An 18,985-nucleotide genomic window follows, 5' to 3' on the forward strand; every position below is an offset into this window, starting at 1 on the left:
TTATTTCCTCCTCGAATGGTTTGATTTGTTGTGGAATTATTTGAGACTGCCTTTTTCCTGGTTGGCTTCGAAATTCAGCGTCAGTGCAAGCGTATCGCCCTGATAATAGTTCTGCGGCTGGAGGGTCTCCTTGAAGGCAAACTGGATGGTCAGGTTATCCGAGGTACCGGCTTTAATGCCGGACTTCTCTCCGCCTAAGATCGCTCCGACAATTCCCCGGGCCACCAGATCGGGACTCTCCTGCTCCAGATCGGCCAGCGAGATGACCAGGAGCGGCGATTCTTTCTTATCCTTGTTCACGAGGAAGGTCACAATAATATCATCCTTGAAATTGTGGGAGCCGTTGTCTCCCTGAGCGTCTGTAATGGCGGATGAGGTGCGCAGTACCACTTTGGGAATATTGAGTGTCCCGTCATTTTTGAGTTTGAAGTCCCGTAAGACGGTATCACCCGGCTTGAGGTTGCTGAGATTAACAATGACGGAGGGATCAGATTGAAGTGATAAGGTTCCGTTGTTAAAAGAAGCTGAGGAAGTAGAAGTGCTGCTGAAGTAAGCGAAGGTGCCTCCGCCGACCAGGGTCAAGCCTAATGCTGCCGATACAACGCCGAGACCTAATGTTTTTTTGACGTTCATTTGTTCATCCCTCTCTTATGAGTCTGCTTTGTGCATAGCCGGTGCTTCCGGCAAGCTGTATTGTGGCTCCGCGTTTCGTAAACGGGAGAGGACAATCGATCATTGTATGAGGTCAGTCAAAGTATCCGGCCCGCCGCCGCCGGTTGCGGAAGACGAGACGTTCTTCTTTTCCAGTGCCGCAACGGCCTTCCATGAAGAATACAGCGCGTAGAGGAGCAGAAGCAGTCCGGGAATAATCATCAGCACTACGCTTCCGGCTTTGGAGACTGCGAAGCTCATGGCATAGCCCACATAGGGGACGGTCACGCCGGTATACTCACCTACCACATTCGTGGAGCTGACGGCGGCGGTGTCGGCTGAATCATTATTGTCGCCCTTGGTGGTGTAGCTGGCTTCCCCCAGAGCACTGTTCAGCTCGGCAGCGACCACGCGGTGGGTGATCAGAATGTTATCGGGATTCAAAAAAGTGATCACATCGCCCTTCTGGAACCGGCTCATGTCCCCGCCCGGCTTAATGGCCACAATGGAACCGGTCTGAATGCCGGGCTCCATGGAGCCGGATAATACCGTCTTGATCTGGTAGCCGAAGAAGGAGGGCTCGCCGCCGGAGGCTTTGGAGATGACAACGGCTGTGATTAGCACCAGGAACACTATAAGAATCAGAGTGGAAATTATCGTATTGACTATTTTTCGGATGCGCATCTTATTCGCCACCTTTGCTGGGTTCAGATTGTGGAGCCGGTGTAGCTGTAGGAGCAGGCTGCCCGCCGTCCATCACAGTGCCCGGAATTGGAATTTCGCTGCCGGGTTCATGATCTGGAGTCGCTTCCGGTAAAAGAATCTCAGGCGCCGGAGTGGCAGTGGGAGCAATAACCTCTGCTGCTGAAGCTGTGGGGACTGGATTGTCCTGTACAGGAGCTGTGGGAGCGGGCTGCTCTCCCGGCTGGCTTTTGTCAGGAAGACTGGTTGCGGCCGGCTGGTTCTGGGCTTGTTCATGCTCCAGCTTCAGCTTCAGCGCTTCGTCAGCAGCCTTCTGCTTCTCTAAGGCGAGCCGTTCGGCTTCCTCCGCTCTGGATTTATCGGCCTTTTCAAGCGCCAGGCGTTCCTCTTCCTCTTGCTGTGCCTTCGCTTTGTCCTCAAGGGCCGTCTTGGCTTCAGCGATCTCTGCCAGCCGTTCCTGCAAGGTGTGGATGGTGGAGGACAGGGTATCCTTGGACGCCGTTAATTCGCTATTCATCTGCTCATACGTGTTCAGCAGCGCGGGGGATACCTGCGAATCTGCCTGATAGGCGCTGGTTACGAACGAGAGGATAGGCTCCTCAGCAGGGAAGCTGTAGTCATCCTGCCGGAGCAAGACGCGGTCCGGATTGCCGGTGGGCAATGATCCGCCGATATCATGGATCGTGCCAAGGTAATGCATAATTCCGCTTAACGTCTCTGCCAGCGATTCCGATAGAATCCCGCTTTGATGAAGACTCTCCTGAAGCTGGTCGAAGAACTGTGCGTCACGGATTTCCAGACAGTTAGGGTCGAGATTCACCATATATCCTCCGAGCTTGTGCAGAATGGCCGCTGCATGGCCAATTTCCTGCAAGATTTGTTGCCAGACCGTCCCATTGAAGCTCAGTTGCTTCTCCAATAGGTCGATCTCGCTGCCAGCTTGAGTGAGCTCAGCCGAGAGTTCGCCAGCCGCCTGATCCAGCTCCGTAAGCGATAGCTCTCCGGTAGCGACAGAAGTGTTGTACACTCCACTGATGCTATGGCTGCCAAGGGAGGATTTCAGCTCCATGAGGGTGCTTAGGTGCCCGCTGAATTCCGATAGCAGCTGTTCAATCTGACCCGGGAATACCGAGCACAGTCCGATGGAGCTGATCTGTTCCTGGGAGGTTTTGAACTCTCCATAGGTACTGCCGATCTGGCCCGAGGTGTACATCAGAAGCACGGATACTGCCATACCTGATTGCAGAATCCGCAGGCCGAGCTTCCTGGCTTTTCGTTTGCGCCGCTTGGCAGATCTGGGGTACATAGCTAAGCCCCCTCTCAACTTGCTAATGAGTTATTCGTTATATTCGTTCTTTATAAAGAACGTTTTCGTAAGCAAATCATACACTGCGCCGCTTGGAAAAGAAAAATGTTAATTTCAGCGAAATGTTCGCAATAAAGTACGAATTGAGTGGGATATCTCTCTGTAACTGCGGTTATCGCTGTTTTTCACAAATGTTCTTTATAGAGAACAGTCGGCGGGCGTGGCTGGGAGGAGCGGAGAAAGGTGAGGGGGAGACTAGGGGGAGGTAAAGTGCATAGAGTTATTCGCTGATAGTGGGCGAGTGGTGGAAATGAGGGGCAATAGTGCCCCTGAATGGGGCGAAAGTCGGCGGCGAGCGGGAGGGGTGTGGGCCGAATGTATGCGAAAAACTGAACACAATTCGGATGCTGCACCAGTTGGCTAAACGATGGGTTGGTGTATTCCTTGGCAAAGAAAGGGCTACTTTATGTTTTTGGAAGAGACTTTATATGACATTCTCTTAGGATTGGTGTTTCGTATACCGCTTAAACAGCGGAGAGGACGGAACGATTGTGGAAAAGCGGCAGCGGTCGCCTTGGTCTCCGGATTTTCACCGCTAAGGGGAATGAAAAAAATCTGGAGACCACAGCGATTGGAACAACGGTCCGTTCGCGCAGCGTCCACCCAAGTGCTCACGTTGATCCTACTCCGCATAAAGAGCTGTCCCAAGCAGCCATTTCATGGCTTTTGGGACAGCACCTCTCCGCTATTTTATGAAAATGTACGGTTTCGATGAATCTGCACCTGTTCAATCATTCGATTTCCAGTAAAATCCAATCTTAAGGAAGCTTCTCCCCGCGCGAGGTGACGTACAGCTCATACCATTCCTTGCGGGACAGCTCTAGCTGGTCTGCGCCTGCACAGGCGGCGATCCGCTGCGGATTCACGGTGCCGATGACGGGTTGGATGGCTGCGGGATGCGTCATTAGCCAAGCCAGCACGATGGCTTCGGGTGTCGTAGCCTTCTCGTCAGCAAGTCTCCGTACCATGGCCGCTGTATTCACAACATTCTCCGGCTGGCCTTCAAGCGGCCGTCCGCTGAAGAGTCCCTGGGCCAGCGGGCCCCAGGCCTGAAGCTGGATATTCCCGGCACGGCAATACTCCATGGTGCCCTCCGGGAACGTAATGTCCTTCCACGGGTCGCGGTTCACGCTGAGTACGGCGTCAACCCAGCTGATCCGGGACAGGCTCATATGCAGCTGATTGACAATGAACGGCTCGTCGCAATAAGTCTGTAACAGCTGGATCTGGGCAGCACTCATGTTGGAGACACCGAAGTGGCGCACCTTGCCGGAGGCCTTGAGCTGATGCAGCGCTTCCGCTACCTCTTCGGGGTCCATTAGCGGATCGGGTCGGTGCAGCAGCAGAATATCTATATACTCTGTGCCCAGCCGTGCGAGAGTTCCATCGACGCTGGACAGAATGTGCTCCCTGGAGAGGTCGAAGCTATTGGAGATATCGCCTGGCTCCATCAGCTTGATGCCGCATTTCGACTGGAGCAGGATGTCCCCGCGCAGCCCCGGCCGTTCCTTGAAGATCTGCCCGAATACCTTCTCCGCCTTGCCGCGGGTATAGATATCCGCATGATCAAAAAAATTAATGCCTATAGACAGCGCCGCATCCAGCGCCTCATGCCCCTGCTTCACATTCGCAGCCGTGACTGGTTCACGGTCCCAGCCGCCGCCCAGCCCCATGCAGCCCAGGGCGATACGGCTGGCGGGTATGCCGCGCCGGTTAAGGGGTAACGCTCTCAGCAATGTGATCCCTCCATCATATTCAGCTTGAGAATGCTCCGGTTATGTTACCGGAAAAGCATACATCTTTAGAACCCGGTGTGGTATCTCTTGTCACTGGAGGAACGGTGCTTCGTGGTCTCCTTATCCTTCTCTTCCTCTTTCTCAAGTGTCAGGTCCTCTACGGGTATCGGGTCCACATGCTGCTGGCTCTCATCCACATCGAACAGGCTAGGCTTGTCCGTAGGGTATTGCTCCGGGTGGTCACGCTCGTCTCTGATCGGCTTTTTGTCATCACTCATAACGGCTTCACTTCCCTTTCCAGAGTATCCGTCAGGCGGGGCCGGCACAGCAGGTACAATATAAAAGACTAAGGTTTGAATTTGAAGCTGAGTCGCTCGCCAGCGGTTTGCTCCCTAATAAACACATATGGTCTTCGTTAAACAATCACAGCGGCTGAAAGTCGTGATGCAAGTAGGAGATATAAGGTGATTCGCACAGGGCAAAATAGGCGCGTCGGACGACAAGGGGACTGCCTGCTGCCGATAACGGCAGAACGGACAATCCCCCTGATTTCGTACTATTCTATTCATCCGCTTCTTTTATTCGTCTGCGATAATCGGTCTGCCGATATCATTCATTTTACGGACAGCTACATCCTCATACAGACGCTTCAGCCACTTCAGCTCGGTCTGGCTATGCTCATATCTGCCGTACATCATATGCAGCACCGAGCGGGGCACAATGGAGATATGCTCCTCGTATACTTGATAGGCGAAATTCACCTGATGCTCCGCCTCCCGGATGCGCTCTTCCAGCAGCTTAGCCACCTTGTCCTGGTCGATATGGCGCGCAAGGGCCAGGGCCATGTATAGAGGATGATACGGGGGATCACTTTTCTTGATCTGCTGGAGAATGAGCTGCTCCATCAATTCTTTGCCTTTATCCGTAATGCGGTAGATGGTCTTATCCGGCCGGTCCGGACTGTGAATGATCTCCACCGCCTCGATATGGCCGCCTGCAGCTAGCTTGTCAACGGCATAATATAAGGAACCGGTCTGCAGCTTGATGACTTGATCCATGGAGCGTTCCTTCATAACAAGGGTGATCTCATAGGGATGCATATCCCGCTCCAGCAGAATTCCCAGAATCAGCAGCTTCATCGGCATGGCTTACCGCTGACCTTGATTTGCACCGTGCTTGCTGCCCTGCGGCAGCAGACGGTCCTTCGGCATCAGCAGAACGAAGACCACAGTAAGCACCGCCGGAACGATCGCCCACAAGAAGGTATGCGAGATTGACGAAGACAGTGAGTTCGTGATTTTCTCCAGTACAGGCGGCGGAATCTGTGCTCTGGCCTCGGGCGTCAATGCGGAACGCGGATCGCCGAAGGAAGCGGCCTGACCGCCGTCTCCGAAAGCCGTGCTAAGCTCCGAGGCGAAGCTGTTGCGCTGGATAATGCCGAAGATCGTAATCCCCAGCGTCATCCCTAGCGAGCGCATAAAGGTACTGGTGGACGTTGCCGAACCGCGCTGGCGCATGTCGAAATGCTGGATCGAAGACAGGCTGAGCACGGAGAAGGAGAAGCCCACGCCGAAGCCGGTCAGCGCCATGAAGGCATTAAGTGCCATACGGGAAGTCTCCGGGGTCAAGGTACTGAGGGAATAGATCCCGCCCACGAAGCAGACTGCTGACAGCAGCATGATGTTGCGGAAGCTCGTTTTGGTAGTAAGCAGGCCGCCGGACTGGCTGCCGATTACGGTACCGATCATCATCGGCATCAGAATCAGGCCGGAGTTGGTGGCGGAGCCGCCATATACCCCCTGGACGTAGATCGGGATATATACCGTTGCTACGATGAATGCCGAACCATAGAACAAACCAAGGATACTGCTGGTTGCGAACAGGCGCTGGCGGAACATGGCGAAGGAGATGACCGGCTCTGCCGCGATTTTTTCAATGATAATGAAGGCGATCAGAAGCACGGCGAACGCAGCGAACAAGCCGAGAATGACCAGAGAATCCCAGGCATACTGGTTGCCGCCAAGCTCCAGGGCGAACATCAGGCAGATAATCCCCGCCACCAGGGCGAAGGCGCCGCCCCAGTCGATCCGCTGCTTGGAATGCGTTATGGATTCTTTGTAGGAGGACATAATAAGGAAGAACGAGACGATCCCAATGGGCAGATTAATATAGAAAATCCAGTGCCAGCTCACATATTCGGTGATATACGCACCAAGCAGAGGCCCGATCACACTGGAGATCCCGAAGACAGCGCCGAAGAGTCCGGTGAGCTTGCCTCTTTTCTCAGGCGGGAAGATGTCGAAGACAATCGTGAAGGCAATCGGCATCAGTGCACCGCCGCCAATCCCTTGAATCGCGCGGTAAATACTAAGCTGGGTGATGCTGGTAGCCGTTCCGCACAAGGCGGAGCCGATCAGGAACACGATAAGCCCGAAGATGAAAAACCGTTTGCGCCCGTACATATCAGATAATTTGCCGAAGATAGGGGTCCCGGCCATAACCATGACCATATAGGCAGAGGTGACCCAGACGATTTTATCCAGTCCTCCAAGATCGGACACAATCGTGCCCATAGCTGCGGCAACAATGGTATTATCCATGGCTGACATCAGAATGCCGAGCAGCAGTCCGACAATGACGAGCTTGAGATTACTTTCTTTGGTGTGCATGTTAAGCTCCTTTATGTTTAAAATTCAATGGAATCTTATTATATTCAAATTTGAATAGGGTGGCAATTGTTTTTTTCAGGAGGACAGACGGGGTATGAGCTGCTTGGGAACTTGCATATGTGTAATTGGTATTCCTTATCTGCGGGTCCTTTATTCCTGCTGCAATAGGGCAGAGTATCTGGAGGAGGGGCGGGAGGCGCGTGTCCGCTAAGGCCTTGACATACCCGTGGGGGGTATATTATATTGGTGTAGAGGAGGCTGATTCCTGTGTCGACAAAAGAGAAGGAACCTGTTGGACATGATTGCGGCGGTGATGATTGCCATTCTTCCGCTTCCGGTGTGCGCAAGAGCCATCATTCCCCGGAATTCAAGAATGGATTGACTACCCGGCTGAACCGGATTGAAGGGCAGATCCGCGGGGTGAAAGGCATGATTGAACGCGACACCTACTGCGATGATGTGCTTAATCAGCTCGCGGCGGTGCAGGCGGCTCTGAATAGTGTCGGCAGGCTGCTGCTTGAAGGCCATATGAAGAGCTGTATTATTGAACGGATCGAAGCCGGTGAGCATGAGGTGATCGACGAGCTGCTGGTTACAGTGAATAAGCTGATGAAATAGTCTATACCAAACAACAATTAGGAGGGTAATCAAATGTCGAATGTAACATTGAAGGTTGAAGGAATGTCTTGCGGTCATTGTGTAAGTTCTGTGGAGAAGGCTGTGAGCGGCGTGGGTGCAGCGGCGAAGGTAGATCTGCCAGCGAAGACGGTAGCGGTTGAATTTGACGAGAATACAGTAAGCCTGGATGCCATCAAGGCAGCGATCGAAGATCAGGGCTACGATGTAGTGTAAGCATAGTTAAACTTAGCTAAGCTAGCTGTAATGCAAGGGCTTGGTGCCGGGAATCCTGGAGAAGGGGAGCTGGCGCCAATGCCTTTTATTTTAAAGATAAATATACCCCTTGGGGGTATTAGGAGGTGCGTGAGGATGGAAAAGAGTGCAGATTCTGCCCAGAAGCAGGCCACGCTGCAGATTACAGGAATGACCTGCTCTGCTTGTGCGACGCGGATAGAGAAGGGATTGTCCCGTATGGAGGGGGTATCCCGGGCGAATGTTAATCTGGCACTGGAGCAGGCTACGGTCGGGTATGATCCGGCGGTTGCGGATATGCCGCAGATTGAAGAGAAGATCCGTTCTCTTGGCTACGATACGCTGAAGGAGTCGGCGGATTTCGATATTACCGGAATGACCTGTGCGGCTTGCTCGTCACGGATTGAGAAGGTGCTTGGACGGATGCCGGGGATTGCCGCGGTCAATGTGAACCTGGCGCTGGAGACCGCGCATGTGGAGTACTCGCCGGGTAATATCAGTACTGCCGAGATTATGGATAAGGTGAGCAGCATCGGTTACAAGGCGGCCCTCAAGCAGGACCGCAAGGATATCGCCGGACAACGCAGAGAGGAGATTACGCGCAAGCGCAATAATTGGATGATCTCCGCCCTGCTGTCTTTGCCGCTGCTCTGGGCTATGGCTGGCCATTTCTCCTTTACTACCTGGATCTGGACGCCGGAGCTGTTCATGAATCCCTGGTTCCAGCTGGTGCTGGCGACCCCGGTACAGTTCATAATCGGCTGGCAGTTCTATGTCGGCGCTTATAAGGCACTTAAGAACGGCAGCGCCAATATGGATGTGCTGGTGGTACTGGGCACCTCAGCCGCTTATTTCTACAGTCTGTACCTGACGGTGGATTCCTTGAACATGAGCGGTATGCACCATACGGTGGAGCTGTACTTCGAGACCAGTGCGGTTCTGATTACATTGATCCTCGTAGGCAAGTGGTTCGAGGCGCTGGCCAAAGGGCGTTCATCGGATGCGATCCGCAGCCTGATGGGGCTTCAGGCCAAGACTGCGCTGGTGCTGCGTGACGGTGCGGAGCTGAACATCCCCGTAGAGGATGTAGTCATCGGAGACATCGTGCTGGTGAAGCCCGGCACGAAGGTTCCTGTAGACGGTGAAGTGGTAGAGGGACTGTCCTCAGTCGATGAATCCATGCTCACCGGTGAGAGCATCCCGGTGGAGAAGAAGCCGGGTGACTCCGTGATCGGAGCGACGCTGAACAAGAACGGCATGCTGCGGGTCAAAGCCCGCAAGGTCGGCCGTGATACGGCATTGGCACAGATCATTAGAGTAGTGGAAGAAGCCCAGGGCTCCAAGGCGCCGATTCAGCGGGTCGCCGATGTCATCTCCGGCATCTTCGTGCCGATTGTTGTCGGCATTGCCGCTGTAACCTTCGTGATCTGGTATCTCTGGGTGGCACCCGGACAGTTCGCCGAGGCCCTGGAGAAAGCCATCGCGGTGCTAGTCATTGCCTGTCCGTGTGCACTTGGGCTGGCAACCCCGACCTCCATTATGGCCGGGTCCGGCCGGGCTGCTGAGTTCGGTATCCTGTTCAAGGGCGGACATCATCTGGAGGCTGCACAGGGCGTCAAGGTAGTTGTAGTGGATAAGACGGGAACGGTGACCAACGGTAAGCCGGTGCTGACCGATATTATAGCGACTGCAGGAAATGAGACACAGGGCAGGGTGCTTGCCGAGAATCGTCTGCTGTCGATTACAGCGGCTGCGGAGAAGCTCTCGGAGCATCCGCTGGCGGATGCCATTGTGGCGGGTGCACAGGGCAGAGGCATTGATCTTCCGCCTGCCGAGCAGTTCGAGGCCGTGCCGGGCCGCGGCGTGTCGGCTGTCGTAGACGGCCGGAAGGTAAGCGTAGGCACGCGGCGGATGATGATAGAGAACGGGCTGGATATTGAAGCCTGGACCGGGATCATGACCCGGCTTGAGCATGAAGGCAAAACAGCGATGCTGATCTCTGTGGAGGATGCGGTAGCGGGAGTAGTAGCAGTGGCGGACACGATCAAGGAAACCTCGCGCGCGGCCGTAGCCAGATTGCAGGACATGGGTATCGAAGTCATAATGATTACCGGAGACAACAAAATTACAGCTCAGGCTATTGCGGAACAGGCGGGCATCCGCACGGTGCTGGCAGAGGTGCTGCCGGAGGGCAAGGCCGCCGAGATCCGCAGACTGCAGGAAGGCGGAGTCAAGGTCGCCATGGTCGGCGACGGCATCAACGATGCACCGGCGCTGGCGACAGCAGATACGGGGATGGCTATCGGCACGGGTACGGATGTGGCGATGGAGGCGGCGGATATTACGCTGATGCGCGGCGATCTGATGAGCATCCCGGATGCGATCCTGATGAGCCGCAAAACCATGCGCAATATCAAGCAGAATCTGTTCTGGGCGCTGGCCTACAACACAATCGGAATCCCCATTGCTGCGCTGGGCTTCCTGGCACCCTGGTTGGCCGGAGCCGCGATGGCCTTCAGTTCGGTATCGGTTGTACTGAATGCGCTGCGTTTACAGCGCGTCAAGCTGTAAGAATTATGCGGCCTGCCGCAGCCGGAGTCATCCGGACGGACGGAAGGGCGCAACTCAAAGAATCGCCGGAGTGTATCTGCCGGCGATTCTTTATTTTTTAAAAGATAAGAATTTATATGCTTCGCGCTATAACTATCCTTTTTCTCGCTGAAACGGTACCGTCCTTTAAAAGGACGGCAATGCCGTTTCCACTTGTCGAATCAGCTAAATCGATCCACAAATGCTGTCAATTCTGCTCTATTTGCCTGTTGATGCGGAAGCCGCAGCGGTCTTTTTCCGGCCAAGCAAGTTCGTGCCAATGACCCCGGCGATGATCAGGAAGGATCCGATCCAGTGATAGACCGTGATCTGCTCACCCAGGAAGATCGCTCCTGCTGCAATGGATACGATGGTGGATAGATTGGTGAACACGCTCATGAGTGAGGCCTCGATTTTGGATAAAATATAGGTTGAAGTCAGGGTTGTGACCAGCGAGGCGATCACCCCCAGATATATGGCGGACAGGACAAATGTTGTGCTTCCCAGCGGATTCAGGAAACCCCCAAGCGTTCCGCTGACTGTATGTCCGGTGAGCGAGATGATCATGAAGGTGGCGAAGCCGACCCCCATCATCAGGTAGCTGAGCTCAGCCGGGCTGAAGTGGCTGGAGAGGGAGCGGGCCAGCACACTGTACCCGGCAAAAGCGAGACAAGTCATAAACAGCAGCACAATCCCGGTCATATTAGACAGCTGAATGCCGCTTCCCTTCATGACGAAGATGAATACCACGCCGAATACCGAGAGGAAGATGCACAGCTTTTGCAGCAGGGTAGTCTTCTCTTTCAGGAAAATTCCGGCGATGATCATCGTCACCACCGGAGTGAACGAGTAGAGGATGCCTCCCTCGGCTGAGGTGGCGCGCTGAAGTCCGAAGACCTGCAGGGTGAAGAAGCCGAGCGGATACATCGCGGCGAGCAGCAGGGCCCGGCCAATCGGCTTGCCCCGGTAGGAAACCTTGACCCAGCCGAGGGCGACCGGAACCGACATCACGGCAAAAGAGGCAGCGAACCGGAAGGTCAGCGTGTCGAGCGGCCCGGCATGAACGAGTGCCACTTTGGTGAACAGGAAGGAGAAGCCGATAATGACCGCATTGAGTACGGCGAAGCTGTAGGCCAGCTTAAGTCCTTGTTTGTGCATGGGTACATCTCCTTGTAGGTTAGTGAAGATTGGATGCTGTAAACATTCGATCTATTACTTTAAAATTAAAGGAAAAGGCGTACACCAACAATACAAGGTTTCCTCAACTGTACCGGTACAGTTTGACGCGATCCCTATATAATAAGGGAAGAATAATAGGATAGAATACACGGCATAGCTTGGTAATGACGGCGAACGGAGGCGGGCGATGAACAAGTATCATCAGGTGATCACAGAGCTGGAGCGGCAGATGAAGGAAGGGCAGTACCGCCCGGGAGATAAGCTGCCGTCTGTGCGGAGTGCTTCAGAAACCTACGGCTGTAGCGTCAGTACCATTCTGAAGGCTTACGGGGAGCTGGAGCGGACGCATACGATCTACTCTATTCCGCAGAGCGGCTATTACATGGTGGACAAGAGTGCAGATTCGGCAGCGGCGGGGAGTGAAGGAACGGTTGATTTTGCTTCGGCATCGCCGGATCTGAACGTCTTTCCGTACCTGGACTTCCAGCATTGCCTCAATAAGGCGATTGACCAGTACAAATACCATCTGTTCACCTATGGCGATGCCCTGGGACTTGCGACGCTGCGCCGCACCCTGGTGTCGCATCTGGCGGAGTATCAGGTGTTCGCCAAGGCGGAATCGATCCTGATTACCTCGGGGATTCAGCAGGCGCTGGAAATTCTGGCCAGAATGCCTTTTCCCAGCGGCAGGACAGAGATTCTGGTGGAACAGCCGGGGTATGATATCTATCTGCGGTATTTGGAGGCTGAGGGCCTGCCGGTGAGCGGAATCGGGCGTTCGGCGGCGGGCATCAACCTGCAGGAGCTGGAGGAGCGGTTCGCCAGCGGACGATTCAAATTTTTTTATGCGATGCCCAGATATCACAACCCCCTTGGGACAACCTACAGCACAGAGGAGCGCAAGGCCATTGCCGGACTGGCAGCCAAATACGATGTCTATATCGCCGAGGATGATTATATGGCGGATCTGGGGATCGGACGGCGTTATGACCCGATCTATGCGTATGACCAGACCTCCCATGTCATTTATCTCAAAAGCTTCTCCAAAATCATCTTCCCGGGCCTTAGGCTCGGTGCGGTGGTGGTGCCGCAGCCGCTGCTGGAGACTTTCCGCTCCTATAAAGGCTACACCGATACCTCGCTGCTGTCTCAGGCTGCGCTTGAGGTATACATTAAGAACGGGATGTACGGGCATCACAGGCATAAGATCAAAGCCATGTACGCCAAAAAAATCCGTGCGGTATACGAAGCGCTCGGGCGGCATAATACGGAAGGCTTAATCGAAGCCTCTGCGGACAGCTCCGGCATCTATATCCAGTTCAAGCTCCCGCTCACCGTCAACCTGGAGCGTCTGGTCAAGCGCCTGGCCGGGCGGAAGATCCGCGTGGTGCCAGGGAACGGCTTCTATCTGCCGGGTTACCAGACCCGGGACAAATTCCTCCGTATCAGTATCTCCCGCGCCGGGCTGGAGCAGATTGATGAGGGAATCCTGGCGATTGTCCAGGAGGTGAAGCGCGGGAGCGGGTGGTAGAGGCGGCAGAGGAAGAGGAGTAAGAGGAGGAGGAAGAAGAAGGAAATCCCGCTTGTTGTCTGAGCCGCGAAATGGGATCATAATAGGCTTATATAGGAGTGAAGAGAGGCGGGACGATAATGAAACCTACGAATGAAACCCTTGAACTGTTGAACCGTCATACCTCTGTCCGTCAGTATCAGGACAAGCCGGTCAGTGACGAGCTGCTGGCAGCGGTAATTGGAGCGGGACAGATGGCTTCGACCTCCAGCAATGTTCAGGCTTACACAGTTATTGCTGTAACCGAGTCTGCGATTAAAGAGCAGCTATCCGTTTTGTCCGGTAATCAGGCCTACATCAAGCAGTGCCCGGTCTTTCTGGTCTGGTGTGCGGATCTGTACCGTCTGCGGGAAGCGTCCGCTCCGCATTTGCAGGGGAAGCCGTCCTACGAGGATACGGCCGAGAATCTGATTGTAGCGACTGTCGATGTGGCGCTGGCCGCGCAGAATGCCGCTGTTGCCGCAGAATCGCTCGGCCTGGGCATTGTCTATATCGGCGGCATCCGCAATGAGATCGCCGCTGTATCCGAACTGCTCGGACTGCCGGAGCTGGTCTATCCGGTCTTCGGCATGTGCCTCGGGTATCCGGCAGCCATGAACAGCATCCGCCCGCGCCTGCCGCAGGCAGCAGTGCTGCATCATAACGGCTACAATGCCGAAGCCGCAGTGGAACAGGCCCGCGTGTACGACGCAATTTCCAGCGACTATATGCGGGAGCGTACCGGCGGCCAGAGCGCAGCCTCCTGGTCGGAGATGATGGCAGGCCGGCTGGCTCAGCCTGCCCGGCTGCACATGAAGGAATTCCTGCTTAGCAAGGGATTCATGCAGCGTTAGAATTGGAAAGGCCTTCTCCGGAGTCTGTGGGGGAGGCCTTTTTTTGATTGGCGTGCCCAGAGGCACGCATTATCTAGTTGGTGCAAGTCCAACCAAGAGAGGGGCCAAGCCACTCTTGTAGCTAGGATGCTTGCGCATGGCGAAATCTGTGTGTAAAAGCGCATCGACAAAAGTACCGGTCAGAGACTGGGCGAGCAACAACCCAGGCCGTAACATCAAGTGAATCCTGCCGCGTCGTCAAAAAGGCCCTGCGAAGGGGAAGAGAGGAAGCCGAGTCCCGCTTTCATGGACGAAGGCCAAGGAAGCTGTACAGAACTTGGAACAACAGTGAAGAATCCTCCGGGGTATAGGGATCGGCATGGGTTGAAAGATAATGCAGTGAACTGGGGAGACCCTCCCCCACACGGGGGTTTTTTTTTTTTTAGAAACCCGTAAATAGGCGCTCTATAAGTCCAAAAGACGAAATGAACCGTCTGTGGGAAGGGAGTCCGAGGGGCTCGTAGTACCGAAGAACCTAAGGACAACATAACCTTAGGGAGGGAAGGAGCCCTGCTTTGTTTACGCTTTTGGAGGAGGTACGAGTGAGTGAATGCCAACCGGCTAACGACACCCAAAGAAAAAGTTCAAGAACTCCAAGAAAAGCTAGGTCATGCGGCCAAGGAGAACAACAAGCGTAAATTCCATGCGCTGTACGACAAAGTCTATCGCTGGGATGTGCTGAGTGAAGCCTGGAGACGAGTTAAGGCAAACAAGGGAGCGGCTGGAGTAGATGCCGTGACGCTCGCAGATATTGAAGCACAAGGAGAAATACGGTTCCTGAAGGACTGTGAGCGAGAATTGAAAGCAGGTAGCTACGATCCAGAGCCCGTACGGCGGCACTATATCCCAAAGAAAGACGGGAAACAAAGACCGCTGGGTATCCCGACGGTGCGCGACCGAGTCATACAGATGGCAACGAAACTCGTGATTGAACCGATCTTTGAAGCAGACTTCGAAGAAGTATCCTTCGGATTTCGCCCGAAGCGAAGTGCGAAAGGAGCGCTGGATCGAATCCGGAAAGCCTGCAACCGCAAAGGGAATTGGGTAGTCGACGTCGATATCCAAGGCTACTTCGACAACATTAACCAGGAGAAACTTATGAAATTGGTACAAATGCGTATCAATGACAGGCGAATCCTGAAATTAATACGGAAGTGGCTTCAAGCGGGTGTGATGGAAGAAGGAAACGTAAGGCGTTCCGATTTAGGCACACCGCAAGGTGGGGTGATTTCACCGCTACTGGCGAATATCTATCTGAATTACTTTGACCGACTATGGGAGAAATACGGAAGGGGGTTGGGAGAACTGACAAGGTATGCAGACGACCTGGTGGTGGTCTGTAAAACCAAAAAGGACGCCGAACATGCTTATGAGCTCATAAGCAGGATTATGGAACGTCTAGAGTTAACCTTACACCCGGTCAAAACTCGCATTGTAGGCCTGTGGACAGGAGAGGAAGGATTCGACTTCTTAGGAATGCACCACCGAAAAACGAAAGCAGAAACCTCTCAAGGGAAGGTGTACTATACCACCCAGCAGTGGCTAACGAAGAAGGCAGAGGAACGTATTCGAGGCGTGGTCAAAGATAGATTAGCACCGCCCGGCATGCGATCTAAATCGTTTGCGGAACACGTGAAATGGCTCAATCCGAAGATACAAGGATGGAGAAATTATTACTACACGAACTACAGCCAAAAGAGATTAGCTAAGCTAGACTGGTATATTCTGCAGCGATTAACCCGGTGGTACGCGAAGAAGAGACAGCGCAGAAGATGGATGAGTTCACTATCTGAAGTCAAGTATATAGCCAACATGAATGGACTAAAAACGCTATTGTGATCTGCATGCTCATGAATGACAAACATCGGAAAGCCGTATGAGGGAAAACCTCACGTACGGTTTGATGAGGAGGGGCTGGTTAATCCAGCCCTTTACTCTAGGACGAGGATGGACCGAACGTATGCGTAAAACCGAATACTTTAGGCTGGCGTGAAGGAACGCAGGCTCAATACGCCACAGCCAATAACAAATATTGAAATTTCCTGCAAGAAGTGCAACAATGCTGCCCAATATAAGCGGCCTATGCAGAAATCCTGCACGAAATGCAACTATGCCAACGCTAACTTGCTCAAAACACCAAAATTCCTGCAAATCCTGCAACATTGCGCCGCAGCCAGTAACGTATCTGGAGAAATCCTGCAAAAACTGCAACAATGCTACCATATACAAGCGGTTGCTGAGAGTAAAAACTCTCAAATTGGCCAGTGACAGGCAGAGCGCCGCTATGAGAACGGGAAATCTCTCAGAACGTATGCGGAAAACCTAAAATAGTGGGCTGGCGGGAGGGAGCGAGTTCCAAATGTATGCAGAAAACCGAGCACAATGGTCTCGAGCGGAGGCAAGCGTGCCGAATGTAATCGAAAAACCGATTACAATGAGCTGACGGGAGTCGCGAGGACCAAATGTAACCGTATTAAACCGAACCCATTGGGCGACCGCGCGCGGAACGTAATTCTCCCGTTTAACAAATTTACGCTCCTCGAAAATGCGCATTAAGAAAAATTGCGTGTTGCGCAAAAATATGGAATGCGCTAAAATCTGGGAAGAGGTTGGATTTCGCTGGACGCCAACACCCGGGCCCGGAATCGCGCCGTAGCCTAATTCCCTCTCCGCTTCGCGGCTGTGTGTGCTGTGGATGATCTTGAAATGATAGATTGGAGAAGGAGGAGAATGATATGGTACAGGTAGATGGGCAAGAGACAAAGGTGGCTGCACGTTTGACGCACAAGGTATTCTTCGAACGCGATGATATTGACTTCACGTTCCAGTGGCTGCTGTCGTTTGCACACTGCGGCGGCGTGGCACAGGGGGAATTATTCAAGCTGGCGCGGCAGATCGACCCGAACTCTATTACCAGCTGGAAGAATGAATTCGAGCAGGAAGCGGCCAAGGTGGAGGCAACCGCAGAACGAAGTCTGAAGAAGGGCCATCTGATCAGCGCCGGTGAGGCATTCATCCGTGCCCATTCGTATTACAGGGCAGCCTTCTATGGAGCTTTTCCCGGCGAACCGGATTTCGCGCGGTATCACGGCAAAAGTGTGGAATGCTTCCGCAAGGCGCTGGATGCGAAGTCTGAGCAAATTCCCCATGAATGGGTCGAGGTGGAATACAAGGGGTATAAGTTCCCGGGCTGCTTTCTGAAGGCGGAACACGGTAATGCGCCTAAGCCAACAATAATTTTCCATAATGGCGGGGAGACGCATAAGGAAGACACCTATTTTCTCGGAGGGCAAGCGGCTATTGACCGGGGATACAACGCGCTGATCGTAGATCTTCCTTATGATGTATGTGTCAGATTCTATGAGCCGGAGGCGACAGCCCGGAACTTCCCGCGCGAGGAGCTGCATAATGTCTACAGAGCCACCACGGATTTCGTTCTGGCCCGTCCGGATGTGGACCCTGAGCGGCTGGTGGTCAGCGGCATGAGCTATGGCGGGGCCAAGACGATGGTGCATGCCAGCTGTGACGACCGCTTCGCAGCGGCAGTGCCCAACTCACCGGTGTACTCCATGGCGTCCTTCATTGAACGTGGTATGCCTTCGTTTCTCCGGGGCAGTGCAGAAGAAGCGGCGGAGCAGACTAAGAAAATGCCATACACCGGCCAGGTCCTGTTCGCCGCATCGGCTTGGTCGCACGGCTTCGACAGTATTGCCGAATGGTATCATCTAGCCAGGGAAGCCATCGAAGTGGACCCGAAGGACGTCAAATGTCCCCTGCTCTCCATGTATTCTGAAGCGGAGCATCCTGAGATGCAGCGGCAGGCGAGAGACACTTACGAGAAGGCTCCGAACAAGAAGAACGCGATCTTCAAGGGGACGGAAGAGGATGGTGCCGACCTGCACTGCCAGCTGAATAATCTGCCGCTCAGCTACCAGGTGATGTTTGACTGGCTGGACGAGGTGCTGGATTATAACATTCAGCTACAACCGGCGCAGTAAGCAATTCTGCAGGTTCGGGCCGGATCTGTGGTGCTGTCCTTTCAGCACCGCAGATCTTTGACTACATATAAGGATTGGAGCAATAGAGTGCCATGACGACTGAGAAACCGGGCTTGAGAGAACGTAAGAAGGAAGAAACCAGGCGGACGCTGAGTGATGTAGCATGTAGTCTAGCCATGGAGAGAGGAGCCAGTCAGGTCCGGGTGGAGGATATTGCCGCAGCCGCGAATGTCTCCATGCGGACGTTCAATAACTATTTTGCGTCCAAAGAGGCTGCGATGGTCGGCAATGCGTATCAGCGTTCCGAGCGGGTTGCTACTACCCTTGCCGGCCGCCCTGCTGATGAACCGCTTCAGGACTCAATCCGCTCCGCTGTACTTGAAGGATTCGCTGAGACTACAGACCGGCAGTGGTATGCGCGCATCGTCCTTCTCCGCGATGATCCGGCATTGTTCGGCGCGACGCGCAAGGTGGAGATCGAGATTGAGCGGGAGCTCGCCAAGGTGATCGCGGAACGTACACATAAGGATTTGAAGCTTGATCTCTATCCCACCTTATTGGCCTCGCTGCTCATGGCGGCGATACGCGCAGCGGTTTTCCATTGGGTAAGCGCCCCTCCCGGAGGGGAGACGCTGAACGACATGCTGGAACAGGCGATTGGGCGATTGAGGTTTGAGTAATATGCACACGGAGGCGCTCCTGCTACGATAACGGAATCGTGGACAGGAGCGCTTTGTTTTTGCCGGGTGACAGTTGTCACTTTGAATCGATGACAGTCCATAC

16 protein-coding genes are annotated in these 18,985 nt (G+C 53.9%); 8 read left to right on the forward strand and 8 right to left on the reverse strand.

What is annotated here, in order from left to right:
* Positions 1–36 precede the first annotated feature (36 nt).
* The 7 genes from NST43_RS00375 to NST43_RS00405 all read right to left on the reverse strand — a co-directional run bounded on the left by NST43_RS00375 (position 37) and on the right by NST43_RS00405 (position 7,124).
* The gene (locus NST43_RS00375) at positions 37–633 is read right to left on the reverse strand and encodes a TasA family protein (RefSeq protein ID WP_209994436.1); all 597 of its coding nucleotides are present in this window, start codon (positions 631–633) and stop codon (positions 37–39) included.
* A gap of 99 nt (positions 634–732) precedes the next feature.
* Positions 733–1,335 carry a signal peptidase I gene (locus NST43_RS00380; protein ID WP_339221794.1) on the reverse strand — a complete coding sequence of 201 codons (603 nt, stop codon included), beginning with the start codon at positions 1,333–1,335 and terminating at the stop codon, positions 733–735.
* Position 1,336: 1 nt separating this feature from the next.
* Positions 1,337–2,659, reverse strand: a complete 1,323-nt coding sequence (locus tag NST43_RS00385; protein WP_339221796.1) for a hypothetical protein — start codon at positions 2,657–2,659, stop codon at positions 1,337–1,339.
* A gap of 818 nt (positions 2,660–3,477) precedes the next feature.
* Positions 3,478–4,455, reverse strand: a complete 978-nt coding sequence (locus NST43_RS00390; RefSeq protein WP_339221798.1) for an aldo/keto reductase — start codon at positions 4,453–4,455, stop codon at positions 3,478–3,480.
* A gap of 65 nt (positions 4,456–4,520) precedes the next feature.
* Entirely contained in the window at positions 4,521–4,733 is a 213-nt protein-coding gene (locus tag NST43_RS00395; RefSeq protein ID WP_036699028.1) for a hypothetical protein, read from the reverse strand.
* A 300-nt stretch (positions 4,734–5,033) separates the two neighbouring features.
* Positions 5,034–5,594: a PadR family transcriptional regulator gene (locus NST43_RS00400; protein WP_339221800.1), complete on the reverse strand. Its 561-nt coding sequence runs from the start codon at positions 5,592–5,594 to the stop codon at positions 5,034–5,036.
* A gap of 9 nt (positions 5,595–5,603) precedes the next feature.
* Positions 5,604–7,124, reverse strand: coding sequence for an MDR family MFS transporter (locus NST43_RS00405; RefSeq protein ID WP_339221802.1), 1,521 nt, complete (start codon positions 7,122–7,124; stop codon positions 5,604–5,606).
* Between the two features lie 339 nt (positions 7,125–7,463).
* Between NST43_RS00405 and NST43_RS00410 the strand changes: the two genes are divergently transcribed.
* From NST43_RS00410 to NST43_RS00420, 3 genes are all read left to right on the forward strand, one after another.
* Positions 7,464–7,742 carry a metal-sensitive transcriptional regulator gene (locus NST43_RS00410; RefSeq protein WP_209994445.1) on the forward strand — a complete coding sequence of 93 codons (279 nt, stop codon included), beginning with the start codon at positions 7,464–7,466 and terminating at the stop codon, positions 7,740–7,742.
* A gap of 33 nt (positions 7,743–7,775) precedes the next feature.
* Positions 7,776–7,976, forward strand: a complete 201-nt coding sequence (locus NST43_RS00415) for a copper ion binding protein (protein WP_339221804.1) — start codon at positions 7,776–7,778, stop codon at positions 7,974–7,976.
* Positions 7,977–8,111: 135 nt separating this feature from the next.
* The gene (locus tag NST43_RS00420) at positions 8,112–10,565 is read left to right on the forward strand and encodes a heavy metal translocating P-type ATPase (RefSeq protein WP_339221806.1); all 2,454 of its coding nucleotides are present in this window, start codon (positions 8,112–8,114) and stop codon (positions 10,563–10,565) included.
* Between the two features lie 237 nt (positions 10,566–10,802).
* Here the strand turns inward: NST43_RS00420 and NST43_RS00425 are convergent, their stop codons facing one another.
* A complete protein-coding gene (locus NST43_RS00425) occupies positions 10,803–11,741 on the reverse strand; it encodes a DMT family transporter (protein ID WP_339221807.1) in 939 nt (312 codons plus the stop codon).
* Positions 11,742–11,949: 208 nt separating this feature from the next.
* Here NST43_RS00425 and NST43_RS00430 point away from each other — a divergent pair, with 208 nt between their 5' ends.
* From NST43_RS00430 to NST43_RS00450, 5 genes are all read left to right on the forward strand, one after another.
* Complete coding sequence (locus NST43_RS00430) at positions 11,950–13,293, forward strand: PLP-dependent aminotransferase family protein (protein WP_209994429.1); 1,344 nt, start codon at positions 11,950–11,952, stop codon at positions 13,291–13,293.
* Positions 13,294–13,412: 119 nt separating this feature from the next.
* On the forward strand, positions 13,413–14,165 hold the full coding sequence (gene nfsA / locus NST43_RS00435) for an oxygen-insensitive NADPH nitroreductase (RefSeq protein WP_209994428.1): 753 nt from the start codon (positions 13,413–13,415) through the stop codon (positions 14,163–14,165).
* Between the two features lie 585 nt (positions 14,166–14,750).
* Complete coding sequence (gene ltrA, locus NST43_RS00440) at positions 14,751–16,043, forward strand: group II intron reverse transcriptase/maturase (RefSeq protein ID WP_339221615.1); 1,293 nt, start codon at positions 14,751–14,753, stop codon at positions 16,041–16,043.
* Between the two features lie 896 nt (positions 16,044–16,939).
* Complete coding sequence (locus tag NST43_RS00445; protein ID WP_339221809.1) at positions 16,940–18,202, forward strand: prolyl oligopeptidase family serine peptidase; 1,263 nt, start codon at positions 16,940–16,942, stop codon at positions 18,200–18,202.
* 92 nt (positions 18,203–18,294) lie between these two features.
* Positions 18,295–18,882, forward strand: coding sequence for a TetR family transcriptional regulator (locus NST43_RS00450; protein ID WP_339221810.1), 588 nt, complete (start codon positions 18,295–18,297; stop codon positions 18,880–18,882).
* Positions 18,883–18,985 lie beyond the last annotated feature (103 nt).

Origin of the sequence: Paenibacillus sp. FSL H8-0332 (genome assembly GCF_037963835.1) — a bacterium.
Classification (GTDB): Bacteria; Bacillota; Bacilli; order Paenibacillales; family Paenibacillaceae; genus Paenibacillus_AQ; species Paenibacillus_AQ rhizoplanae.

Excerpts from the sequence above, each read along its gene's own strand:
- NST43_RS00415 (WP_339221804.1), top strand. The coding sequence starts at position 7,776 with ATGTCGAATGTAACATTGAAGGTTGAAGGAATGTCTTGCGGTCATTGT.
- NST43_RS00445 (WP_339221809.1), top strand. The coding sequence starts at position 16,940 with ATGGTACAGGTAGATGGGCAAGAGACAAAGGTGGCTGCACGTTTGACG.
- NST43_RS00400 (WP_339221800.1), bottom strand. The coding sequence starts at position 5,594 with ATGAAGCTGCTGATTCTGGGAATTCTGCTGGAGCGGGATATGCATCCC.
- NST43_RS00405 (WP_339221802.1), bottom strand. The coding sequence starts at position 7,124 with ATGCACACCAAAGAAAGTAATCTCAAGCTCGTCATTGTCGGACTGCTG.
- nfsA (WP_209994428.1), top strand. The coding sequence starts at position 13,413 with ATGAAACCTACGAATGAAACCCTTGAACTGTTGAACCGTCATACCTCT.
- NST43_RS00385 (WP_339221796.1), bottom strand. The coding sequence starts at position 2,659 with ATGTACCCCAGATCTGCCAAGCGGCGCAAACGAAAAGCCAGGAAGCTC.
- NST43_RS00430 (WP_209994429.1), top strand. The coding sequence starts at position 11,950 with ATGAACAAGTATCATCAGGTGATCACAGAGCTGGAGCGGCAGATGAAG.
- NST43_RS00425 (WP_339221807.1), bottom strand. The coding sequence starts at position 11,741 with ATGCACAAACAAGGACTTAAGCTGGCCTACAGCTTCGCCGTACTCAAT.
- NST43_RS00420 (WP_339221806.1), top strand. The coding sequence starts at position 8,112 with ATGGAAAAGAGTGCAGATTCTGCCCAGAAGCAGGCCACGCTGCAGATT.
- NST43_RS00450 (WP_339221810.1), top strand. The coding sequence starts at position 18,295 with ATGACGACTGAGAAACCGGGCTTGAGAGAACGTAAGAAGGAAGAAACC.
- NST43_RS00395 (WP_036699028.1), bottom strand. The coding sequence starts at position 4,733 with ATGAGTGATGACAAAAAGCCGATCAGAGACGAGCGTGACCACCCGGAG.
- NST43_RS00375 (WP_209994436.1), bottom strand. The coding sequence starts at position 633 with ATGAACGTCAAAAAAACATTAGGTCTCGGCGTTGTATCGGCAGCATTA.
- NST43_RS00380 (WP_339221794.1), bottom strand. The coding sequence starts at position 1,335 with ATGCGCATCCGAAAAATAGTCAATACGATAATTTCCACTCTGATTCTT.